This is a genomic window from Rhodococcus sp. NPDC057135, assembly GCF_042670865.1.
Taxonomy (GTDB): Bacteria; Actinomycetota; Actinomycetes; order Mycobacteriales; family Mycobacteriaceae; genus Rhodococcus_F.
Map to the genome: position 1 here is coordinate 1 of NZ_JBHUUU010000008.1, position 17771 is coordinate 17771.

The window sequence follows — 17771 nt, forward strand, 5'->3', positions numbered from 1 at the left end:
GCCGGCCTTTCGCATGTCAGCTCGCGTCGAACTTTCGTGCTGCGAGTGAACGAACCACACCGGCCTGGCCTTCGACGACCAGACGGCGCAATGCGGGAGGGATGTCGCCTTCGAGGAATCGGTCTGCTGCCGCGACGGATTCTTCGGAGATCGACCACGCCGGGTAGAGCCCGATGACAACCGTCTGTGCCACCTCGCTCGAGCGTCGTTCCCACACCGCCGCGATGTCGCCGAAGTAGCGGGAGACGAAGGGCTCGAGCAGTTCGTCCTGGCCCTCGCGAGCGAACCCGCCGATGATCGATCGTGCGGTGATGTTCGGCACCGAGTCGTCGCCGACGACCTTCGCCCAGACCTCTTCCTTGACAGCGGCCTGCGGACGTCCGGCCGCGGCGGCCGCGGCTTGACGAGCGCCGGCAGCGGTCGGGTCGCGCTGGGCTTCGGCGTCGATGAACGGCGTTGCGGTTCCTTCGGCGTCGATTTCGCCGGCAGCTGCGAGTGCCCCGACGATGCGCCAGCGCAGGTCGGTGTCGACGATCAGGCCGTCGAGCCCGACGGTGGACGGATCGGCGTCGAGCAATTCGCGCAAAACCTCCGTGTGCCACGGCGAGAGCGCAGCACCGGTGAGTGCGTTGACGAATGCCAGCTGGTGGTCGGACCCGGCCTCTGCCTCACGTGCGAGTTCGAGCAACCGATTGGCGAAGCTAGTCCAGCCTTCGGCCTCGGCCCAGTCGGGATCGGCATAGGAACCGATGGCGGTTTGGGCTTGGAGCAAGAGGCGTTGCACCACACCGACTTCGGTCTCCGAACTGATTCCGCGTCCGACCAGTGCGACGAAGTCGCGTGCCTTCAGTTCGGCTTGGCGGGTCATTTCCCACGCCGCCGACCAGACCAGGGTGCGGGGGAGTGAGTCGGTGATGTCGCCGACCCGCTCGATCGCCGTCGCCAACGATTCGGGATCGAGTCGCACGGAGCCGTACGTCAGATCGTCGTCGTTGACCAACACGAGCGCACCGCGGGCAACGCCGACAAGTTCGGGAACAACCGTGCTTTCCGCAGCATCGAGGTCGAGTTCGACGCGATGGGTGCGCACCAACTTGCCGTCGACGTCGTCGTAGATTCCGATGGCGATCCGGTGGATTCGACGCTCACCGGCGCCGGGGGCAGCACCGTCCTGCAGGACGGCGAAGCGGGTGAACTTTCCGTCCGCGTCGACGTCGAAGTCGGGTCGCAGGATGTTCAGGCCGGTGGTCTTGAGCCACTGCCGACCCCAGTCGGAAAGATCACGGCCCGAGGACTTTTCGAGTGAACCCAGTAGATCGTCGAAGGTTGCGTTTCCGAATGCGTGTTCACGGAAGTACTCCCGCAGTCCGGCGAGGAACGGCTCGAGCCCGACGTAGGCGACCAACTGTTTGAGGACGCTGGCGCCCTTGGCGTAGGTGATGCCGTCGAAGTTGACCTCGACGGCGGCCAGGTCCGGAATGTCCGCGGCAATCGGGTGCGTCGACGGCAACTGGTCCTGGCGGTAGGCCCACGACTTCTCGACGTTGGCGAACGTCGTCCACGCGTTCGTGTACTCCGTGGCCTCGGTCTGGCACAGGACCGAAGCGAACGTTGCGAACGACTCGTTGAGCCACAGGTCGTCCCACCACGCCATCGTGACGAGGTCGCCGAACCACATGTGCGCCATTTCGTGCAGCACGGTTTCGGCGCGACGCTCGTACGAGTAGCGGGTCACCTTGGAGCGGAAGACGTAGTCCTCGAGGAAGGTAACGGCGCCGGCATTCTCCATCGCGCCCGCGTTGAATTCGGGGACGAAGAGCTGGTCGTACTTGCCGAAGGCATAGGGAACACCGAAGTTGCGGTGGTAGAAGTCGAATCCCTGCTTGGTCTCGGTGAAGAGCCGCTCTTCGTCCATGAACTCGGCCAGCGAAGCGCGGCAGAAGATTCCGAGTGGAATGTCGCCGTGATCGTCGGAGTAGTTGTCGGTCCAGTGGGCGTAGGGACCGGCGATGAGCGCCACCAGGTACGTGCTCATCTTCGGGGTGGTCCGGAAGACGTGCTTGCCGGGATCGGCGGCGAGGGTCTCGACGACCGCGGAGTTGGAGATGACTTTCCACGACGTGGGAGCGGTGACGCGGACGTCGAACGTCGCCTTCAGATCAGGCTGATCGAAGCACGCGAACATGCGCTTGGCGTCAGCCGTCTCGAACTGTGAATAGAGGTAGACGGCGTCATCGGTCGGGTCGACGAATCGGTGCAGTCCCTCGCCGGTGTGGGAGTAGATGCAATCGGCCTCGATGACCAACTCGTTGTCGGCAGCGAGGTCGGGCAGGCTGATGCCCGTCGACTCGTCGTAACCGGAGACGTCGAGTGCCGTTCCGTTGAGGACTGCGGAATGGACTCGGGCAGCGACGATGTCGATGAAGCTGCTTGCCCCGGCCGTAGCCGTGAACGTGACGGTGGTCTTCGAAGCGAACGTCTCTTCGCCGGGTGCGTCGTTGCCGTTGGTGAGATCGAGTTCGATCAGGTAGTTCTCGACGGTCAGGATTGCTGACCGTTGCGCTGCGGTTTCGCGTGTCAGGTTCGGTGCGACCACAAAGATCTCCTCGTTGATGGTGCGGATCTATTACGTCCATCCCATCACGAAGAGAAGAGCTTTACTCAAGCGGACACTTCTGCCAGCGGAATCTGCGGATCGGCCAACCGATCCGGATCGACGGGGCGCGAAGATGCGACCAGTTCCTTGATGGCGTCACCGGCATCCCAGATGTTCACGTTCATGCCGGCGAGTACCTTGTTCGCGGAATCGAGCCAGAACGCCAGGAACTCGCGCTTGTCCACGTCACCGCGAGTGACCACACGGGCATACGCGCCATGCGGTGCGTGACCCACGTATTCCATACCGAGGTCGTACTGATCGGTGAAGAAATACGGCATGCGCACGTACTCGGCGGGCCGCCCCAACATGGTGTCTGCGGCCGTCTCGGGTTGGTTGAGCGCGTTTGCCCAGTGCTCCACCCGAATTCGTGCATTCAGAATCGGATGCTGTGCGGCCGCGATGTCTCCCACCGCGACGACGTCGGCGTCGCTGCTCTGCAGACCGGCGTCGACGAGAACTCCGTCGTCGACGTCGATCCCCGCCTCCGAGGCCAACTCGGTGTTGGGCAATGCGCCGACAGCGATCAACACGGCGTCGGCGGGAATCACGGTTCCATCGCTCAAGGTGACACCCGAGGCGCGTTCGCCGTCGACGGAGATTGCGCTGACGTCCGTGCCGGTGCGCAAGTCGACGCCGTTCTGGCGGTGCAAGGCGGCGAAGACCTCACCCATTTCCGGGCCGAGCGTCGATTCGAGCGGGAGGCCGGCATGTTCGAGCACGGTGACGTCGACGTCGAAACCGCGAGCCGACGCGGCGATTTCGAGACCGATCCAGCCCGCACCGATCACGACGAGTTTCTTGTCGGCGGACAGGGTGCGCAGCAGCGCAGCGGCTTGATCGACTGTTCGCACGTAGTGAACGCCCTCGGCGTCGGACCCCGGGATGTCGAGGCGCCGCGAACGTGAACCGGTGGCCAAGGCGAGCTTGTCGTAGCTGATCGTGGAACCGTCCGGAAGTGAGACGGTGTGCGCAGCGGTGTCGATCGCCGTTGCCGTGGTTCCCGGTCGTAGATCGACGCGGTGGTCGCGGAACCACTCGCCGTCGTGGACAGTGAATTCGGGGAGTGTTTTCTTTCCCGCGAAGAACTCTTTCGACAGCGGCGGCCGCTCGTACGGAAGGTGGTCTTCTTCGCTCAAGACGGTGATTTCACCGTCGAAATCTCTGTCACGCAGGGCTTCTGCGATCTTTGCGCCCGCGAGCCCGCCGCCGACGATCACGAATCTCCGGTTGGTGCTCATTACTGAACCACTCCTTCGCACTCGTTTCTTTTCGACACTACTGCGATCGGAAGGTGGTTCGGGGGAAAGCGCGGGAAGGATTGCGGGTTCATGATTGTTGGCAGGACGGGAGTATGTCCCCGAACTGATATGACCTGACCGACATGAACTGATAGGGAGTTTCTTCGTGAGCGCAACCTCGAGCAAGACCACGGACACTGCTGACTTCTGGTTCGACCCGCTCTGCCCGTGGTGCTGGATCACCTCGCGCTGGATTCTCGAGGCCCAGCAGGTACGCGACATCGAGGCCAAGTTCCACGTGATGAGCCTTGCGGTTCTCAACGAGGGTCGCGACCTGCCAGACGAGTACCGCGAGATGATGACCAAGGCCTGGGGACCGGTCCGCGTCGCTATCGCTGCAGCGCAGCTGAAGGGTGACGAGATCCTTCTGCCGCTGTACACGGCGATGGGTACGAAGATTCACAACGAGGGAAACAAGGACTTCGCCGACGTCATCAAGTCGTCCCTCGCCGAGGTCGGCCTGCCACCTGAACTGGCCGAGGCCGCCGACACCGACAAGTACGACGAGGCTCTGCGCGAGAGCCACCACAAGGGCATGGACGCCGTCGGACCCGACGTCGGAACCCCGACGATTCATGTCAACGGTGTGGCGTTCTTCGGCCCCGTGCTTTCGCGCATCCCGCGCGGCGAGGACGCAGGCAAGGTGTGGGACGGCGCAGTCGCGCTGGCCGGCTACCCGCACTTCTTCGAGCTCAAGCGGACCCGCAACGAGGATCCTCAGTTCGACTGAGCAGCAGTGAGCGCCGGATTTCGGTAGAGCTGACCGGGTCGGAAGAACAGATGACCTGAGTGCGTGCGGTTGCGAAGCGCGGCCGCACGCCAGGTCAGCACCGGGTGCGACGACAAGATGTTGACGAACCACGGAAAGAACCCGGATTCGAGTGTCGCGCGATCGGCGAGTTCGTCGAACCCGACCAGGCCGACCAGATACTTGCCCGCGCCGAGGACGCCCATCGCGCCCGGAGCGCCCTGTGGGCGCATGTGAAAACCGAAGTTGTCCGCCGTGTACTCCATGGAACGCGACAGCGAAGACCCGATCACCGGAATGTAGTTCGACGCGAACTGTCCCCACTGACGCCAGTACGACGCATGTCCGGCAGCGATGTGACCGACCTCGTGGCCGATGATGAACGCGAGCGCGTCGGGCTGGCGTGCCTGCCCACCGACTTCGAACAGGTCGCTGTAGACGACGACAAACCGGCGAAATCCGTGCCCCGACGCAAATGCGTTGATCCGTCCGTTCCCCAGCACGACGTAGGCATCCGGCGGAGTTTTCATGCCGAACCGTGCGGCAGCCTCGGCAACCAGCTGATACCCCTCCGGAAATTGCGAAGGTGTCATCTTGATTCCGTTGACCTGCTGCGACCCGTACAGCTGACCTCGCGCGAGGAACAGCAAGATCGGAGCCGCGAGCACCACGAGGATCCACGTCGACAGATCGCCCGCAGCGATCAGAACGATCGCCACCACATAGGTGACGACTGTCGTCAGAACCGCGAGCACGAGTAGCGGGATTTCCCACGGGTGGCGAACCGCGTCACTGCCCGGTGACACGCGAACGGCGGGTGCAGCGGCCTGAGCGTTGGCGGGGTACATGGGCACCACGATAGGTGCGCTCGCACGGCGATGCGCGCTCCTGAAAGTGTGACGTCGACCCGGGTGCGCCCGGCTGGTCGGGCCTGAGAGAATTGTCGCCATGCGCGTATACCTGGGTGCCGACCATGCCGGATTCGAACGTAAGAACGAGATCATCGAACACCTGAAAGCGAACGGCCACGAGGCCATCGACTGTGGTGCTCACGAGTACGACGCCGTGGACGACTACCCGGCTTTCTGCATCGAAGCCGCAAAGCGCGTCGTCGCCGACGAGGGCAGCCTGGGAATCGTCCTCGGTGGCAGTGGCAACGGCGAGCAGATCGCAGCGAACAAGGTTCCCGGCGCACGGTGCGCCCTCGCCTGGAGCGTCGAAACGGCGAAGCTGGCCCGCGAGCACAACAACGCTCAGCTGATCGGCATCGGCGGACGTATGCATTCGCTCGAGGAGTCGCTTGCCATCGTCGACGCTTTCCTCGCCACCGCATGGTCGGGTGAAGAGCGCCACCAGCGTCGTATCGACATCCTGTCCGAGTACGAGAAGACCGGCGTCGCACCGGCTCTGCCGCAAGCCTGATCCGAAAGTTGTTCCGTGCCTGAAGGTCATACCCTGCACCGGCTGGCACGGTTGCATGCCCGCAAGTTCGTCGGTTCACCGGTCCGCGTCCTCAGTCCGCAAGGCAGATTCGCCGAGGACGCGCGCCTGGTGGACGGACACGTACTCACGTCATCGGATGCCTGGGGAAAGCACCTCTGGCACACGTACGACAACGGATTGACAGTTCACGTGCACCTCGGGTTGTACGGAAAGTTCACCGACGCCACCCTGCCGATGGAAGAACCGGTAGGCCAGGTCCGGATGCGAATGGTCGGTGCCGATTTCGGCACCGACCTTCGTGGTCCCACCGCCTGCGAAGTCTTGCTACCGCCTCAGGTCGCCGCGATAGAAGCCCGGCTCGGGCCGGACCCACTGCGCCGCGACGCGGATCCGCAGAAGGCCTGGATGCGAATCTCGAAGTCCAAGACGGCAATCGGCGCCCTGCTGATGGACCAGGCGGTCCTCGCAGGTGTCGGCAACGTTTATCGCGCCGAGCTTCTCTTTCGCCACGGAATCAACCCCGAACGAGAAGGAAATCTCGTCTCTCACGACGAGTGGACTGCCATGTGGGCAGACCTTGTCGAATTGATGAAAGTCGGTGTCAGACGCGGGAAGATGCACGTCGTTCGCGCCGAGCACGACAACGGCGATCCGGCGTACGCAAAAGATCGTCCGCGGACCTACGTCTACAGAAGAGCAGGATCGCCGTGCCGCGTGTGCGGCACACCGATCCTGCATTCCGTCATGAAGGCACGAAACCTGTTCTGGTGCCCGGTGTGTCAGTCGGCTTAGAAGTCGAAGCCGCCGAAGTCCCCACCACCACCGAAGTCCCCGAAGTCGCTGCCCCCACCGTCGTAGCCGCCGTCTGCGGTGTAATCCGTGTTGTCCATACTTCCTTGGTCCGCACCGGAATCACCGGCGTCCATGCCCTGATCGCCGGAGTCGCCGGCTCCCGTATCGGCGCCGGGATCGCCACCCTGGGCGAAAGCTTCTGCGCCGTAAGGAACCCCGGCCATTCCGGAGAACATGGTCGAGAACAGCATCATCGAACCCAGACCCCAGGCGCCGGCGACGAGGGCAGGCTTCCACCAAGGCTCGGAGTACCAGCCGGCCGGGACCGGGCGACCTGCGACTCGTCCACCGGGGTAGTAGTTGGGTGTGTGCGAAGACGGATTGGGTGATGCGGCGACCTTGCGGCCCTCGAATTCGACCTCACGGTCTTCGGTGACAGAACCCGCAGCCTTCTGTCCGTCGATGGAGGGAACTTCCGGTCCCGGATCCATGCCCATCGCCACCCGTGCCGCGCGGATGTAGTAAAGCCCTTCCAGGGCAGTCTGTTTCGCGAGACGAGCCTGAACCGGCGTTGCGGCCTGGTCGATCTGCGAGCCTGCGGCGTTGTACCGTTCGCCTGCGTCGGCGAGGGCTTGGCGCGAGGCGTCGTCACTGCCGGTCAGGTTGTAGACCTGACCGCCGAGGCGTTCGATCGCCTGCCGGGCATCGGCTTTCGCGTCGTCGAGTTGTGTTGCGCTGTGGCCGGAACCGCGTTGCTGGCTTTTCATGACCAGAAATACGACTACGGCCAGAACGACGAGTATGAGAAGAATCGTGGTCACGAGTGGCCTCCCGAGCAGAATCGATCCGGACAACTCCAGGATACGGACCCCAGGGGAGTGGTCTGGGTGCACAGAGCTCGAACGCAGAAAAATCCGCACCGGCCAGGCCGATGCGGATTTTTGTGGAGTTTCCCTCCTGATGGAGGGGATGACGGGAATCGAACCCGCGTGATCAGTTTGGAAGACTGAGGCTCTACCATTGAGCTACATCCCCGTGCATACGACAACTCGGGATCGCCGTGTTCGTCGTCTGCGATACGAAACTGTACCCAATGCTCCACCGGATTTCATAATCGGGGGGTCGGGGAAGTTCGATACCGTCGTTCACCTGGGGAATTGCCGAATTGCTCGGCGAGTCGGGGCTTCTTACCGGCGGCGCAGCTTCCAGTCCGGGGGTCGTGATCGGTCAGTCAAGGACTGTCAGGCAACGGCATCAGCGGGGCCGCGGGGCGGCTGCCATACTGACGGGGTCGGACAGGCGGGCCGTGTACAAATGACGGTCGGGTTCGTGAGAGAGTAGTGAGCGCGATAGGGTTGTGCGCGGTCACCGATGGTGGCTGCCTTTGTGGCCCGCTGTCTTTGTGGCCTCAGATGGCCGTATCGTGTGTTTCATGTGTTCGGTGTTTCATGTGATCGGAAACGGGATGTAGCGCAGCTTGGTAGCGCATCCGCTTTGGGAGCGGAGGGTCGCAGGTTCAAATCCTGTCATCCCGACAAGTACGTACATGGCACTTCACCTCCAGCTCTTACGGGAATGAAGTGCCGCGCCAGACAGCAGTACCGAACACCGAGCACTACCGAACACCGAGTAGTACCGAAAACCCAGCAGTACCGATTCAACACAAGTTGTGAGCAAGACCAGACGAAGGAGCGAAGTTTCGTGAAGAGCACCGTCGAGCAGCTCAGCCCGACGCGAGTCCGTATCAACGTTGAGGTGCCCTTCGCGGAACTCAAGTCTGATTTCGACAAGGCCTACAAGGCCCTCGCGCAGCAGATTCGTCTCCCCGGCTTCCGTCCCGGCAAGGCTCCGGCCCGCCTCCTCGAAGCACGTGTCGGTCGCGGCGCTGTGCTCGAGCAGGTCGTCAACGACGCTCTGCCGTCGCGTTACTCCGAGGCTGTCACCAGCGCCGGCGTGAAGGCCATCGGCCAGCCCGAGATCGAGGTCACCAAGATCGAAGACGGCGAGCTCCTCGAGTTCACCGCCGAGGTCGACGTGCGCCCCGAGATCGAGCTCCCTGACTTCAGCTCCATCAACGTCGAGGTCGATCCGATCGAGATCACCGACGAAGCCATCGAAGAGCAGTTGCTTTCGCTGCGTCAGCGTTTCGGCACCCTCACCGGCGTCGACCGCGCAGTCGAGGACGGCGACTTCGTCTCCATCGATCTGTCGGCCACCGTTGACGGAGAGAACGTTGCCGAGGCAACCGCGAGCGGACTGTCGCACGAGGTCGGATCGGGCCAGCTCATCGAGGGCCTCGACGAAGCCATCATCGGCCTCAAGGCCGGCGAGTCCAAGGACTTCACGTCGACGCTGGTCGCCGGCGAGCACGCAGGCAAGGAAGCTGTTGTCACCGTGACCGTGCAGACGGTCAAGGAGCGCGAGCTTCCGGCTGAGGACGACGAGTTCGCTCAGCTCGCCAGCGAGTTCGACACCCTGGAAGAACTGAAGGCAGACCTCCGTGAGCGCGTCGCACGCGTCCGCAAGGTCGAGCAGGCCGGTCAGATCCGCGACAAGGTTCTCGAGCAGCTGCTCGAGACCGTCGAGGTTCCGTTGCCGGAGGCCGTCGTCAAGGCCGAGGTCGACGCTGCACTGCACGACGCCGTTCACGGTCTCGATCACGACGAAGAGGCACTGAACAAGCTCCTCGAAGAGCAGGGCAGCAGCCGCGAAGAGTTCGACAAGGATGCCCAGGAAGCCGCTGAGCGCTCCGTCAAGACGCAGCTCCTGCTCGACTCGATCGCCGATGCGGGCAACGTCACCGTCGGTCAGGACGAGCTCACCGAGCGCATCCTGTTCCAGGCGCAGCGTTACGGCATGGCTCCGGAGCAGTTCATCCAGCAGATCCAGCAGGCCAACCAGCTCGGCGCCGTCTTCGCAGACGTCCGTCGTGGCAAGGCGCTCGCGTCCGTCGTCGAGTCGGCCGGTGTCAAGGACACCTCCGGTGCCGTTGTCGACACCGCAGAGCTGTTCGGCAGCAGCGAAGACGAAATCGAAGCGGATGCGTCTGATTCCGCCGAGAGCGAAGACAAGTAAAAACGCAGGCGGACGGGTGTTTTCACCACGATCGACTGCATTGAGTTTTCCGCTTTGAGCGAAGTAGGGCGGCACCGGGACTCCGGTGCCGCCCTACTTCGTTACTGTCTGTGTCAGTAGAAGTGTTTCGCATAGACGATCCACCGCACAAGTAGATCCACATAGAAGGCAGGTACCGTGACTTCCAATCACCTGGAGACTTTGCAGAGTCCCGCCATGACTTCAGCGACCGCTGGGTTGAACCTCAGCGACTCGGTGTACGAGCGCTTGCTGCGAGAGCGCATCATTTTCCTCGGTACCCAGGTCGACGACGACATCGCCAACAAGCTGTGCGCACAGATCCTGCTGCTCTCGGCCGAGGACCCGACGCGAGACATCTCGCTCTACATCAACTCGCCCGGTGGATCCGTGACCGCCGGTATGGCGATCTTCGACACCATGCAGTTCGCCGAGTGCGACATCGCCACCTTCGGCATGGGCCTTGCGGCGTCGATGGGTCAATTCCTCCTCTCGGCCGGCACCAAGGGCAAGCGTTACGCACTGCCTCACGCCCGCATCATGATGCACCAGCCGTCCGCAGGTATCGGTGGTTCCGCCAGCGACATCGCGATCATGGCTGAGCAGTTCAAGCACACCAAGCGCGAAATGGCCGAGCTGATCGCTCAGCACACCGGTCAGACGGTCGAGCAGATCACCGCGGACTCCGACCGTGACCGTTGGTTCACGGCGAAGGAAGCTCTCGAGTACGGCTTCGTCGACCACGTCGTCTCCCGTGCGAATCAGGCCGGCGGCACCGGCAACTGAGCCGGTTCGTCCATCCTTTCGCTGCCCAATTCATACTTTGGAGAACTGATGACCAATCTTTTCGGAGCTAACTCGCTGGGCGGCCAGGCGCCGTCAGGCCCCCAATCGCGCTACATCCTGCCCCAGTTCACGGAGCAGACCAGCTACGGCGTCAAGACATCCGACCCGTACAACAAGCTGTTCGAGGAGCGCATCATCTTCCTCGGCTCGCAGGTCGACGACGTCTCCGCCAATGACCTCATGGCGCAGTTGCTGGTTCTCGAATCGCAGGATCCGGACCGCGACATCACCATGTACATCAACTCGCCCGGTGGTTCGTTCACCGCGCTGATGGCGATCTACGACACGATGCAGTACGTCCGTGCCGACATTTCCACCGTCTGCCTCGGTCAGGCTGCTTCGGCAGCTGCCGTGCTTCTCGCCGGTGGTACGCCGGGCAAGCGCTTCGCGCTCCCCAACTCGCGCATTCTGATCCACCAGCCGGCCACGGGCGGCATCCAGGGTCAGGTTTCCGATCTGGAGATCCAGGCTGCGGAGATCGAGCGTATGCGTCGACTCATGGAGAGCACGCTGTCGCTGCACACGGGCAAGGATCCGGAGACCATTCGCGTCGACACCGATCGCGACAAGATCCTCACGGCCGAGCAGGCCAAGGAGTACGGGATCATCGACGACGTGCTCGCTTACCGGAAGCTCAGCGCACAGAAGTAGTCGATTTCCGCCTCGTGTCGAGGATCTGTATCCCGATTCCCGACACGAGGCGGACACGTCGAGAAGTGCCAGGTGGAAGGCTTGCCAGGCCGAAATCTCGGCACTTTTCTTTTTTATCCGCAGGCGAAACGCCGAGAACAGGTCGACCCCGTTCGGGATCTGCGGGTACCGTCACTTCACGGGCTGGTTCTCGACCGGCGTTCTGCGATTGTTCGACCAGATTTGTTCGATCAGTTTGTTGATCAGTTTGTCTGATCTGACAACTCTGATCTGACAACTACCGACGTACTGCGGAGCATCTCGACCGATCGAGTGGCGGCGAGCGCACGTACATGAAGGAAAGTAGGGACCTCACGAGATGGCACGCATCGGCGACGGCGGGGATCTGCTCAAGTGCTCTTTCTGCGGTAAGAGTCAGAAGCAGGTCAAAAAGCTCATTGCAGGACCCGGGGTGTACATCTGCGACGAGTGCATCGACCTCTGCAACGAGATCATCGAAGAGGAATTGGCCGAGTCGAGCGAGGTCAAGCTCGACGAGCTTCCCAAGCCTGCGGAGATCCGAGAATTCCTCGAGAACTACGTCATCGGTCAGGACTCCGCCAAGCGGACACTGGCCGTGGCCGTCTACAACCACTACAAGCGCATCCAGGCCGGCGACAAAGGCCGTGATGCGCGGGGTGAGACGGTTGAGCTCGCAAAATCCAACATCTTGATGCTCGGCCCCACCGGCTGCGGCAAGACGTACCTCGCTCAGACTCTCGCAAAGATGCTCAACGTCCCGTTCGCCATCGCCGACGCGACGGCGTTGACCGAGGCCGGCTATGTCGGTGAGGACGTCGAGAACATTCTGCTCAAGCTGATTCAGGCCGCGGACTACGACGTCAAGCGCGCCGAGACCGGAATCATCTACATCGACGAGGTCGACAAGATCGCGCGCAAGAGTGAGAACCCGTCGATCACGCGTGACGTGTCCGGTGAAGGTGTTCAGCAGGCGCTGCTGAAGATCCTCGAAGGTACGCAGGCGAGTGTCCCGCCGCAGGGTGGTCGTAAGCACCCGCACCAGGAATTCATCCAGATCGACACCACGAACGTACTGTTCATCGTCGCGGGCGCTTTCGCAGGTCTCGAGCGGATCGTCTCCGATCGTGTCGGCAAGCGCGGTATCGGTTTCGGCGCCGAGGTTCGGTCGAAGGCAGAACTGGATACGGTCGACCGTTTTGCCGAGGTCATGCCGGAGGATTTGATCAAGTTCGGTCTGATCCCCGAGTTCATCGGCCGATTGCCGATGATCGCGTCGGTGACCAACCTCGACAAGGAATCCCTCGTTCAGATCTTGTCGGAGCCGAAGAACGCTCTCGTCAAGCAGTACCGTCGACTCTTCGACATGGACGGCGTCGAACTCGAGTTCACCGAAGAGGCGCTCGACGCGATCGCCGATCAGGCGATCTTGCGTGGAACCGGTGCTCGTGGCCTGCGCGCCATCATGGAAGAAGTTCTTCTTCCGGTGATGTACGACATCCCCAGCCGTGACGACGTCGAAAAGGTGGTTGTCACCGCGGAGACCGTCAACGACAACGTACTTCCGACCATCGTTCCGCGTAAGCCGGAACGTGGCGAGCGTCGCGACAAGACGGCGTAGAAACTCTGAAACGACTGTGGCCCGGCATCTCTCGCGAGATGCCGGGCCACAGCCTTTCGTGCAGGATGTCTGTCGGGTATTCGGCTAGATCGGGTTGCCGAGTTCCTTGAGGGGAGTGCGGAACGTCTCCTTGGCGGTGAACGCCGAGATCGCGCAGATGACGCACGCCACCGAAGTCAGAATGGCGACGGGCATCCAGTGTGTCTTGTCGCCGCCCATGAGGGCGTTGCCGATGGCGGGGGCAAAGCCTGCGAGGGCGAAGCCGACCTGGGTTCCGATTGCGATGCCCGAGTAGCGGACCTTGGTGTTGAACATCTCGGAGTAGAACGACGGCCAGATGGCGTTCGGGGCCGCGTAGAAGACGGACATCAATCCGATTGCGGCGAGGAAGATCAGGGGAACGTTGCCGCTGGCGATTGCGCCGAAGTACACGTAGATGAACACGGCGCTACCGAGGGCGCCGCCGATGAACAGCGGCCTGCGACCGATTCGGTCGGAGAGCATCGCCCAGGCGGGCTGACTGAGCAATGCCACGGCGTTGGCTGCGATGGCAACCCAGAGCATGGTCGATTTCGGAATCCCCACTTCTTCGGTGGTGGCGAAGGCGAGTCCGAAGACGGAGAAGATGGTCGAGACGACGGCGATGAAAGCACAGCAGATCACGCGAATCAGATTTGCGCTGTGGGTGCGAAGAAGATCGGCGACAGGCAATTTGGCGACGGTCTTGGATTCCTGCTGCTCGGTGAACTCTTCGGGCTCTTCGAGCTTGAGACGCATGATGTATGCCGCCACCAGAACGATCAGGCTGCCCCAGAACGGGATTCGCCAGCCCCACGTGTAGAGAATGTCGTCGGGGAGTGCAGCGATGGGCAGGAATACGAGGCTGGCGAGGATGAAGCCGGCCTGGGTGCCGTTGAGGGTCCAACTGCAGAAGAACGCGCGTCGACCTTCGGGGGCATGCTCGAGGGTCAGCGAGCTGGCACCGCTCTGTTCGCCCGCGGCGGAGATTCCTTGAGCGATTCTCATCAGGACCAGAAGTATCGGTGCAAAAACTCCGATCGAATCGGCGCTGGGAATACATCCGATGAGGAAGGTGGCTGCACCCATCAGAATGAGCGTGAGCAGCATGATCTTCTTGCGGCCGACGCGGTCACCGAAATGACCGAGGACCACTGCGCCGAGGGGGCGCGCGACGTACGCGACACCGAATGTGGCGAGCGAAAGCAGTGCCGCATGTCCGCTGTCCGGGAAGAACACCGTGGGGAAGATGAGCGCGGCGGCGGAGGCGTAGATGTAGAAGTCGTAGTACTCGAGCATGCTGCCGAGAAACGACGACGTTGCGGCGCGCTTGACCTTGGTCGTGTCCGGCCTGGCCAAGGATCCCGCCTCGGGGCCGGACGGTGTAACCGTGCTAGCTGACATGCTCATCTCCTGGGTGGAAGCGTCGTGGAGGCTCTACATCCGCTGACTGTGTTCGTAACGGTGTTCGTATTGAGAACGTCTGTGCGGAGAGCGATACAAGGAATGTAACCGACGCCACAGCAACTACACAAGATTATTAACCAAATAGTTCATAAAAATCTACCGGCGGGCACATAACACGTCGAAACTGCAGTTCAGGGGGTCAGGAGGCCGGCTGCGCTGCGGCCGCCACCAACTGCTCCACCTGTTCCTCGGTGATTCCGAGGCCGAAGGTGGCGAGCTTTCCGAGCGGCATCGAACCGGCGAGCGCCATCATTTCGGGGCTGACCGACTGCGCGCCTTCGCCTGCCGCGGCAGACATGGCGGCGCCGAGAACGGCACTGCCGACGGGATGGGCGAGCCATTCACCGATCGTCGACATGGCGTCGAGTGCGCCGACGCCGACGTTTCCGGCCAGAGTGATCGTGTCGGTGGTCGCGATGTCCCGAGACGAGAAGCCGACGCGGATCTCGTAGTCGCCGGGCTCGACTGCCCAGTCCTGCGCCGATATGGACCAGTAGGCAAATGCCCTGGTATCGAGCGTGATAGTCACAGTCGCAGATTCGTCGGGGTCGAGGTGGACCTTGGCAAATCCCTTCAATTCCTGCGCGGGACGATCGACGCCTTCCGAGGCGTCGTGAACGTAGACCTGAACGACGGTGCTGCCCGCTCGATCGCCGCTGTTGCGCACGGTGACGGTCACGTCGGCAGAGCTCTCGCCGGCGTCGACAGCAGTGTCGGTGATGTCGAAGGTGGTGTAGCTCAGCCCGAATCCGAACGGGTACGCCACCTCACGCAGCGCGGAGTCGTAGTAGCGGTACCCGACGTACAGTCCTTCGCCGTATCGCACGTGCTGCTGTGATCCGGGGAAATGCAGAAACGACGGATTGTCTTGGAGCCGAAGCGGAATGGTCTCCGTGAGTCGACCGGACGGATTGGTGATGCCGAACAGCAGATCGGCGATCGCAGAGCCGCCGGCCTGGCCGAGTAGCCAACCCTCGAGGATTGCGGCGGCATGATCCTTCCAAGGCTCGATCGAAATCACGCCGCCGTTGGAGAGCACGACGACGGTGTTCGGGTTCGCGCCGTGCACCGCTTCCAACAGGGCAATCTGGTCGGCGGGCAACTCGATGTCGGTTCGGTCGAACCCCTCGGATTCGGCGGCGGACGGTAGTCCGAGGAAGAGCACGGCGACGTCAGCGCGGCGCGCAGCGTCGACAGCTTCGGTGACCATGTCGCTGTCCGGAGTGCCGTCGAAGGTGAAGCCCGGTGCGAAGGTGACGCGGTCGGCGCCTTCGAGGTCGAGGATCGCGTCCAAGGCATTGTCGAGCCGGGTCGGAACCACCTGTGAACTGCCTGCACCTTGATATGGCGGGCTGCACGCGAATTCGCCGATCACCGCGACGGTTTGCCCGCCGGGCGTCAGCGGCAGTAATTCGCCGTCGTTCGCAAGGAGAACAGCGGACTCCGCCGCCGCGGTCCGAGCCAACTCGTGGTGACGTGCGACGTCGTACGTGTGGCCTTCGGTGCGCGCGCCGGCGGTGCGTTTCACCAGCGTCGACAGGCGTTCGGCTGCAGTGTTGAGTACGGATTCGTCCAAGTCTCCGCCGCGCACGGCGTCGACGATCTGGGTATCGGTTCCGGTCGGCGGCATTTCCAGATCGAGGCCGGCGGCGAGTGCCGCCACGCGATCGTTGACCGCTCCCCAGTCCGAAACGACGAGGCCGTCGAAGCCCCACTGCTCGCGGAGCACCTCGGTGAGCAGCCAATGGTTCTGGCTCGAGTACACACCGTTGATCTTGTTGTACGAGCACATGACCGTCGTCGGGGCCGCGGTCTTGACGGCGTACTCGAATCCGGCCAGATAGATCTCGCGCAGCGTCCGTTCGTCGACGTCGGCGCTGACTCTCATCCGGTCGTGCTCTTGGTTGTTGGCAGCGAAGTGCTTGAGCGAGGTTCCGACGCCGCGAGACTGGATGCCGGTGATCAGCGCTGCCGCGACGCGGCCGGAGAGGAATGGGTCCTCGGAGACGTACTCGAAATTCCGGCCGCACAACGGGGATCGTTTGATGTTGATACCAGGACCGAGGAGAACCGAGACCTGTTCGGCTTTGGCTTCGTCGCCCAGAGCCTCACCGACCTGGCGGATGAGGTCGAGGTTCCACGACGAGCCCAACCCGACTGCCGGTGGAAAACACGTCGCGGGAATGCTGTGGCCGAGTCCGAGTGCGTCGCCACCCTCGGGTTGTTTCCGGACTCCGTGCGGACCGTCGGTCAGCAATATCGACTCGATTCCGGCAACGGACTGGCTGTGCCAGAAGTCCGAGCCGGACGTCAACGACGCCTTCTCCTCGAGTGAAAGCCCGTCTACGTAGTTCTCGGTCACGTCATTCCTCCCGGTGGCAGCTGTGAGTTCCACTCACCACCGTAGGGGGATTTTTCGGACTTCGGGGTGGGTCAGGACGGCGTCGGTGAGGTCAGGAACGCAACAACCATGTCGCCGAGCATCGTTCGGAGATGTTCGCGATGAGTCGAGTCGGTCAGATCACGGTCGAAGAGCGCTTTGAACGTGTACCGGTTGGCGATGCGGAAGACGCAGTAACTGCTGATCAACATGTGAATATCGAGAGCATCGACGTCGGATCGGAATACCCCTGCGTGCTGCCCGTCGTGGAGGATCTGCGAGACCAGGTCGGCGGCGGGTGCGCCGAGGCCGCTGAGTAGTTCGGATTTCTCGATGTGCTCGCCGCGGAGCATGTTCTCGTTTGCCACCAGCCGAATGAAGTTCGGGTGCTGTTCGTGGTGGTCGAAGGTCAGTTCGGCCAAGGCGCGCACTGCTGCGGTGGGGTTCAATCCCTCGAGGTCGAGTTCGCGCTCCTGCGCTCGAATCACGCTGTACGCGTGTTCGAGGACTGATTTGTACAGTCCTTCCTTGTCGGTGAAGTAGTAGTAGATCATCCGCTTGGTGGTGTGCGTCTTGGTTGCGATCTCGTCCACCCGGGCGCCGGCGAAGCCCTTGTCGGCAAACTCCTCGGTGGCGACGGCGATGATGTTCACCCTGGTCAGATCACTGTTTCGGCGTCGCTTCTCCGGCTTCGACGCCACGGAGTTCACTGACTGCTCGGAAACCATGTGCTCACT

The 17771-nt window shown here is 62.5% G+C and carries 14 protein-coding genes and 2 tRNA genes; 8 read left to right on the plus strand and 8 right to left on the minus strand.

Annotation, left to right across the window (positions count from 1 at the left end):
- Positions 1-16: 16 nt before the first annotated feature.
- Positions 17-2596, minus strand: a complete 2580-nt coding sequence (gene pepN / locus ACFT1A_RS16345) for an aminopeptidase N (RefSeq protein WP_378447841.1) — start codon at positions 2594-2596, stop codon at positions 17-19.
- 65 nt (positions 2597-2661) lie between these two features.
- Positions 2662-3897, minus strand: coding sequence for an NAD(P)/FAD-dependent oxidoreductase (locus ACFT1A_RS16350; protein ID WP_378447842.1), 1236 nt, complete (start codon positions 3895-3897; stop codon positions 2662-2664).
- 166 nt (positions 3898-4063) lie between these two features.
- Here ACFT1A_RS16350 and ACFT1A_RS16355 point away from each other — a divergent pair, with 166 nt between their 5' ends.
- On the plus strand, positions 4064-4687 hold the full coding sequence (locus ACFT1A_RS16355) for a DsbA family protein (protein ID WP_003944541.1): 624 nt from the start codon (positions 4064-4066) through the stop codon (positions 4685-4687).
- Here ACFT1A_RS16355 and ACFT1A_RS16360 read toward each other — a convergent pair.
- Positions 4675-5553 carry a M48 family metallopeptidase gene (locus ACFT1A_RS16360; protein ID WP_283304110.1) on the minus strand — a complete coding sequence of 293 codons (879 nt, stop codon included), beginning with the start codon at positions 5551-5553 and terminating at the stop codon, positions 4675-4677. The two genes, ACFT1A_RS16355 and ACFT1A_RS16360, sit on opposite strands and share 13 nt — an antisense overlap.
- 100 nt (positions 5554-5653) lie before the next feature.
- On the opposite strand from ACFT1A_RS16360, the gene ACFT1A_RS16365 reads away from it, so the two are divergent.
- Positions 5654-6127, plus strand: coding sequence for a ribose-5-phosphate isomerase (locus ACFT1A_RS16365; protein ID WP_003944571.1), 474 nt, complete (start codon positions 5654-5656; stop codon positions 6125-6127).
- A gap of 15 nt (positions 6128-6142) precedes the next feature.
- The gene (locus ACFT1A_RS16370) at positions 6143-6940 is read left to right on the plus strand and encodes an Fpg/Nei family DNA glycosylase (RefSeq protein WP_378447843.1); all 798 of its coding nucleotides are present in this window, start codon (positions 6143-6145) and stop codon (positions 6938-6940) included.
- Here the strand turns inward: ACFT1A_RS16370 and ACFT1A_RS16375 are convergent.
- On the minus strand, positions 6937-7707 hold the full coding sequence (locus ACFT1A_RS16375; protein WP_378448038.1) for a DUF1542 domain-containing protein: 771 nt from the start codon (positions 7705-7707) through the stop codon (positions 6937-6939). The genes ACFT1A_RS16370 and ACFT1A_RS16375 overlap by 4 nt on opposite strands.
- 194 nt (positions 7708-7901) lie before the next feature.
- A tRNA-Gly gene (locus ACFT1A_RS16380) sits at positions 7902-7975 on the minus strand.
- Between the two features lie 426 nt (positions 7976-8401).
- Between ACFT1A_RS16380 and ACFT1A_RS16385 the strand changes: the two genes are divergently transcribed.
- The 5 genes from ACFT1A_RS16385 (at position 8402) to clpX (ending at position 13169) form a co-directional block, all read left to right on the plus strand.
- A tRNA-Pro gene (locus tag ACFT1A_RS16385) sits at positions 8402-8475 on the plus strand.
- A 166-nt stretch (positions 8476-8641) separates the two neighbouring features.
- Complete coding sequence (gene tig / locus ACFT1A_RS16390; protein ID WP_378447844.1) at positions 8642-10015, plus strand: trigger factor; 1374 nt, start codon at positions 8642-8644, stop codon at positions 10013-10015.
- 216 nt (positions 10016-10231) lie between these two features.
- A complete protein-coding gene (locus ACFT1A_RS16395) occupies positions 10232-10819 on the plus strand; it encodes an ATP-dependent Clp protease proteolytic subunit (RefSeq protein WP_007730960.1) in 588 nt (195 codons plus the stop codon).
- Positions 10820-10867: 48 nt separating this feature from the next.
- The gene (locus tag ACFT1A_RS16400; protein ID WP_003944539.1) at positions 10868-11530 is read left to right on the plus strand and encodes an ATP-dependent Clp protease proteolytic subunit; all 663 of its coding nucleotides are present in this window, start codon (positions 10868-10870) and stop codon (positions 11528-11530) included.
- A 358-nt stretch (positions 11531-11888) separates the two neighbouring features.
- Positions 11889-13169, plus strand: a complete 1281-nt coding sequence (gene clpX, locus ACFT1A_RS16405) for an ATP-dependent Clp protease ATP-binding subunit ClpX (protein ID WP_003944582.1) — start codon at positions 11889-11891, stop codon at positions 13167-13169.
- An 84-nt stretch (positions 13170-13253) separates the two neighbouring features.
- Here clpX and ACFT1A_RS16410 read toward each other — a convergent pair whose 3' ends face one another.
- From ACFT1A_RS16410 to ACFT1A_RS16420, 3 genes are all read right to left on the minus strand, one after another.
- Positions 13254-14591 (minus strand): MFS transporter, encoded by a 1338-nt coding sequence (locus tag ACFT1A_RS16410; RefSeq protein ID WP_230814005.1) that lies wholly within the window; start codon positions 14589-14591, stop codon positions 13254-13256.
- Positions 14592-14793: 202 nt separating this feature from the next.
- A complete protein-coding gene (locus ACFT1A_RS16415) occupies positions 14794-17016 on the minus strand; it encodes a glycoside hydrolase family 3 C-terminal domain-containing protein (protein WP_378447845.1) in 2223 nt (740 codons plus the stop codon).
- A gap of 71 nt (positions 17017-17087) precedes the next feature.
- Positions 17088-17762 (minus strand): TetR/AcrR family transcriptional regulator, encoded by a 675-nt coding sequence (locus ACFT1A_RS16420; protein WP_378447846.1) that lies wholly within the window; start codon positions 17760-17762, stop codon positions 17088-17090.
- Between the last annotated feature and the right edge of the window lie 9 nt (positions 17763-17771).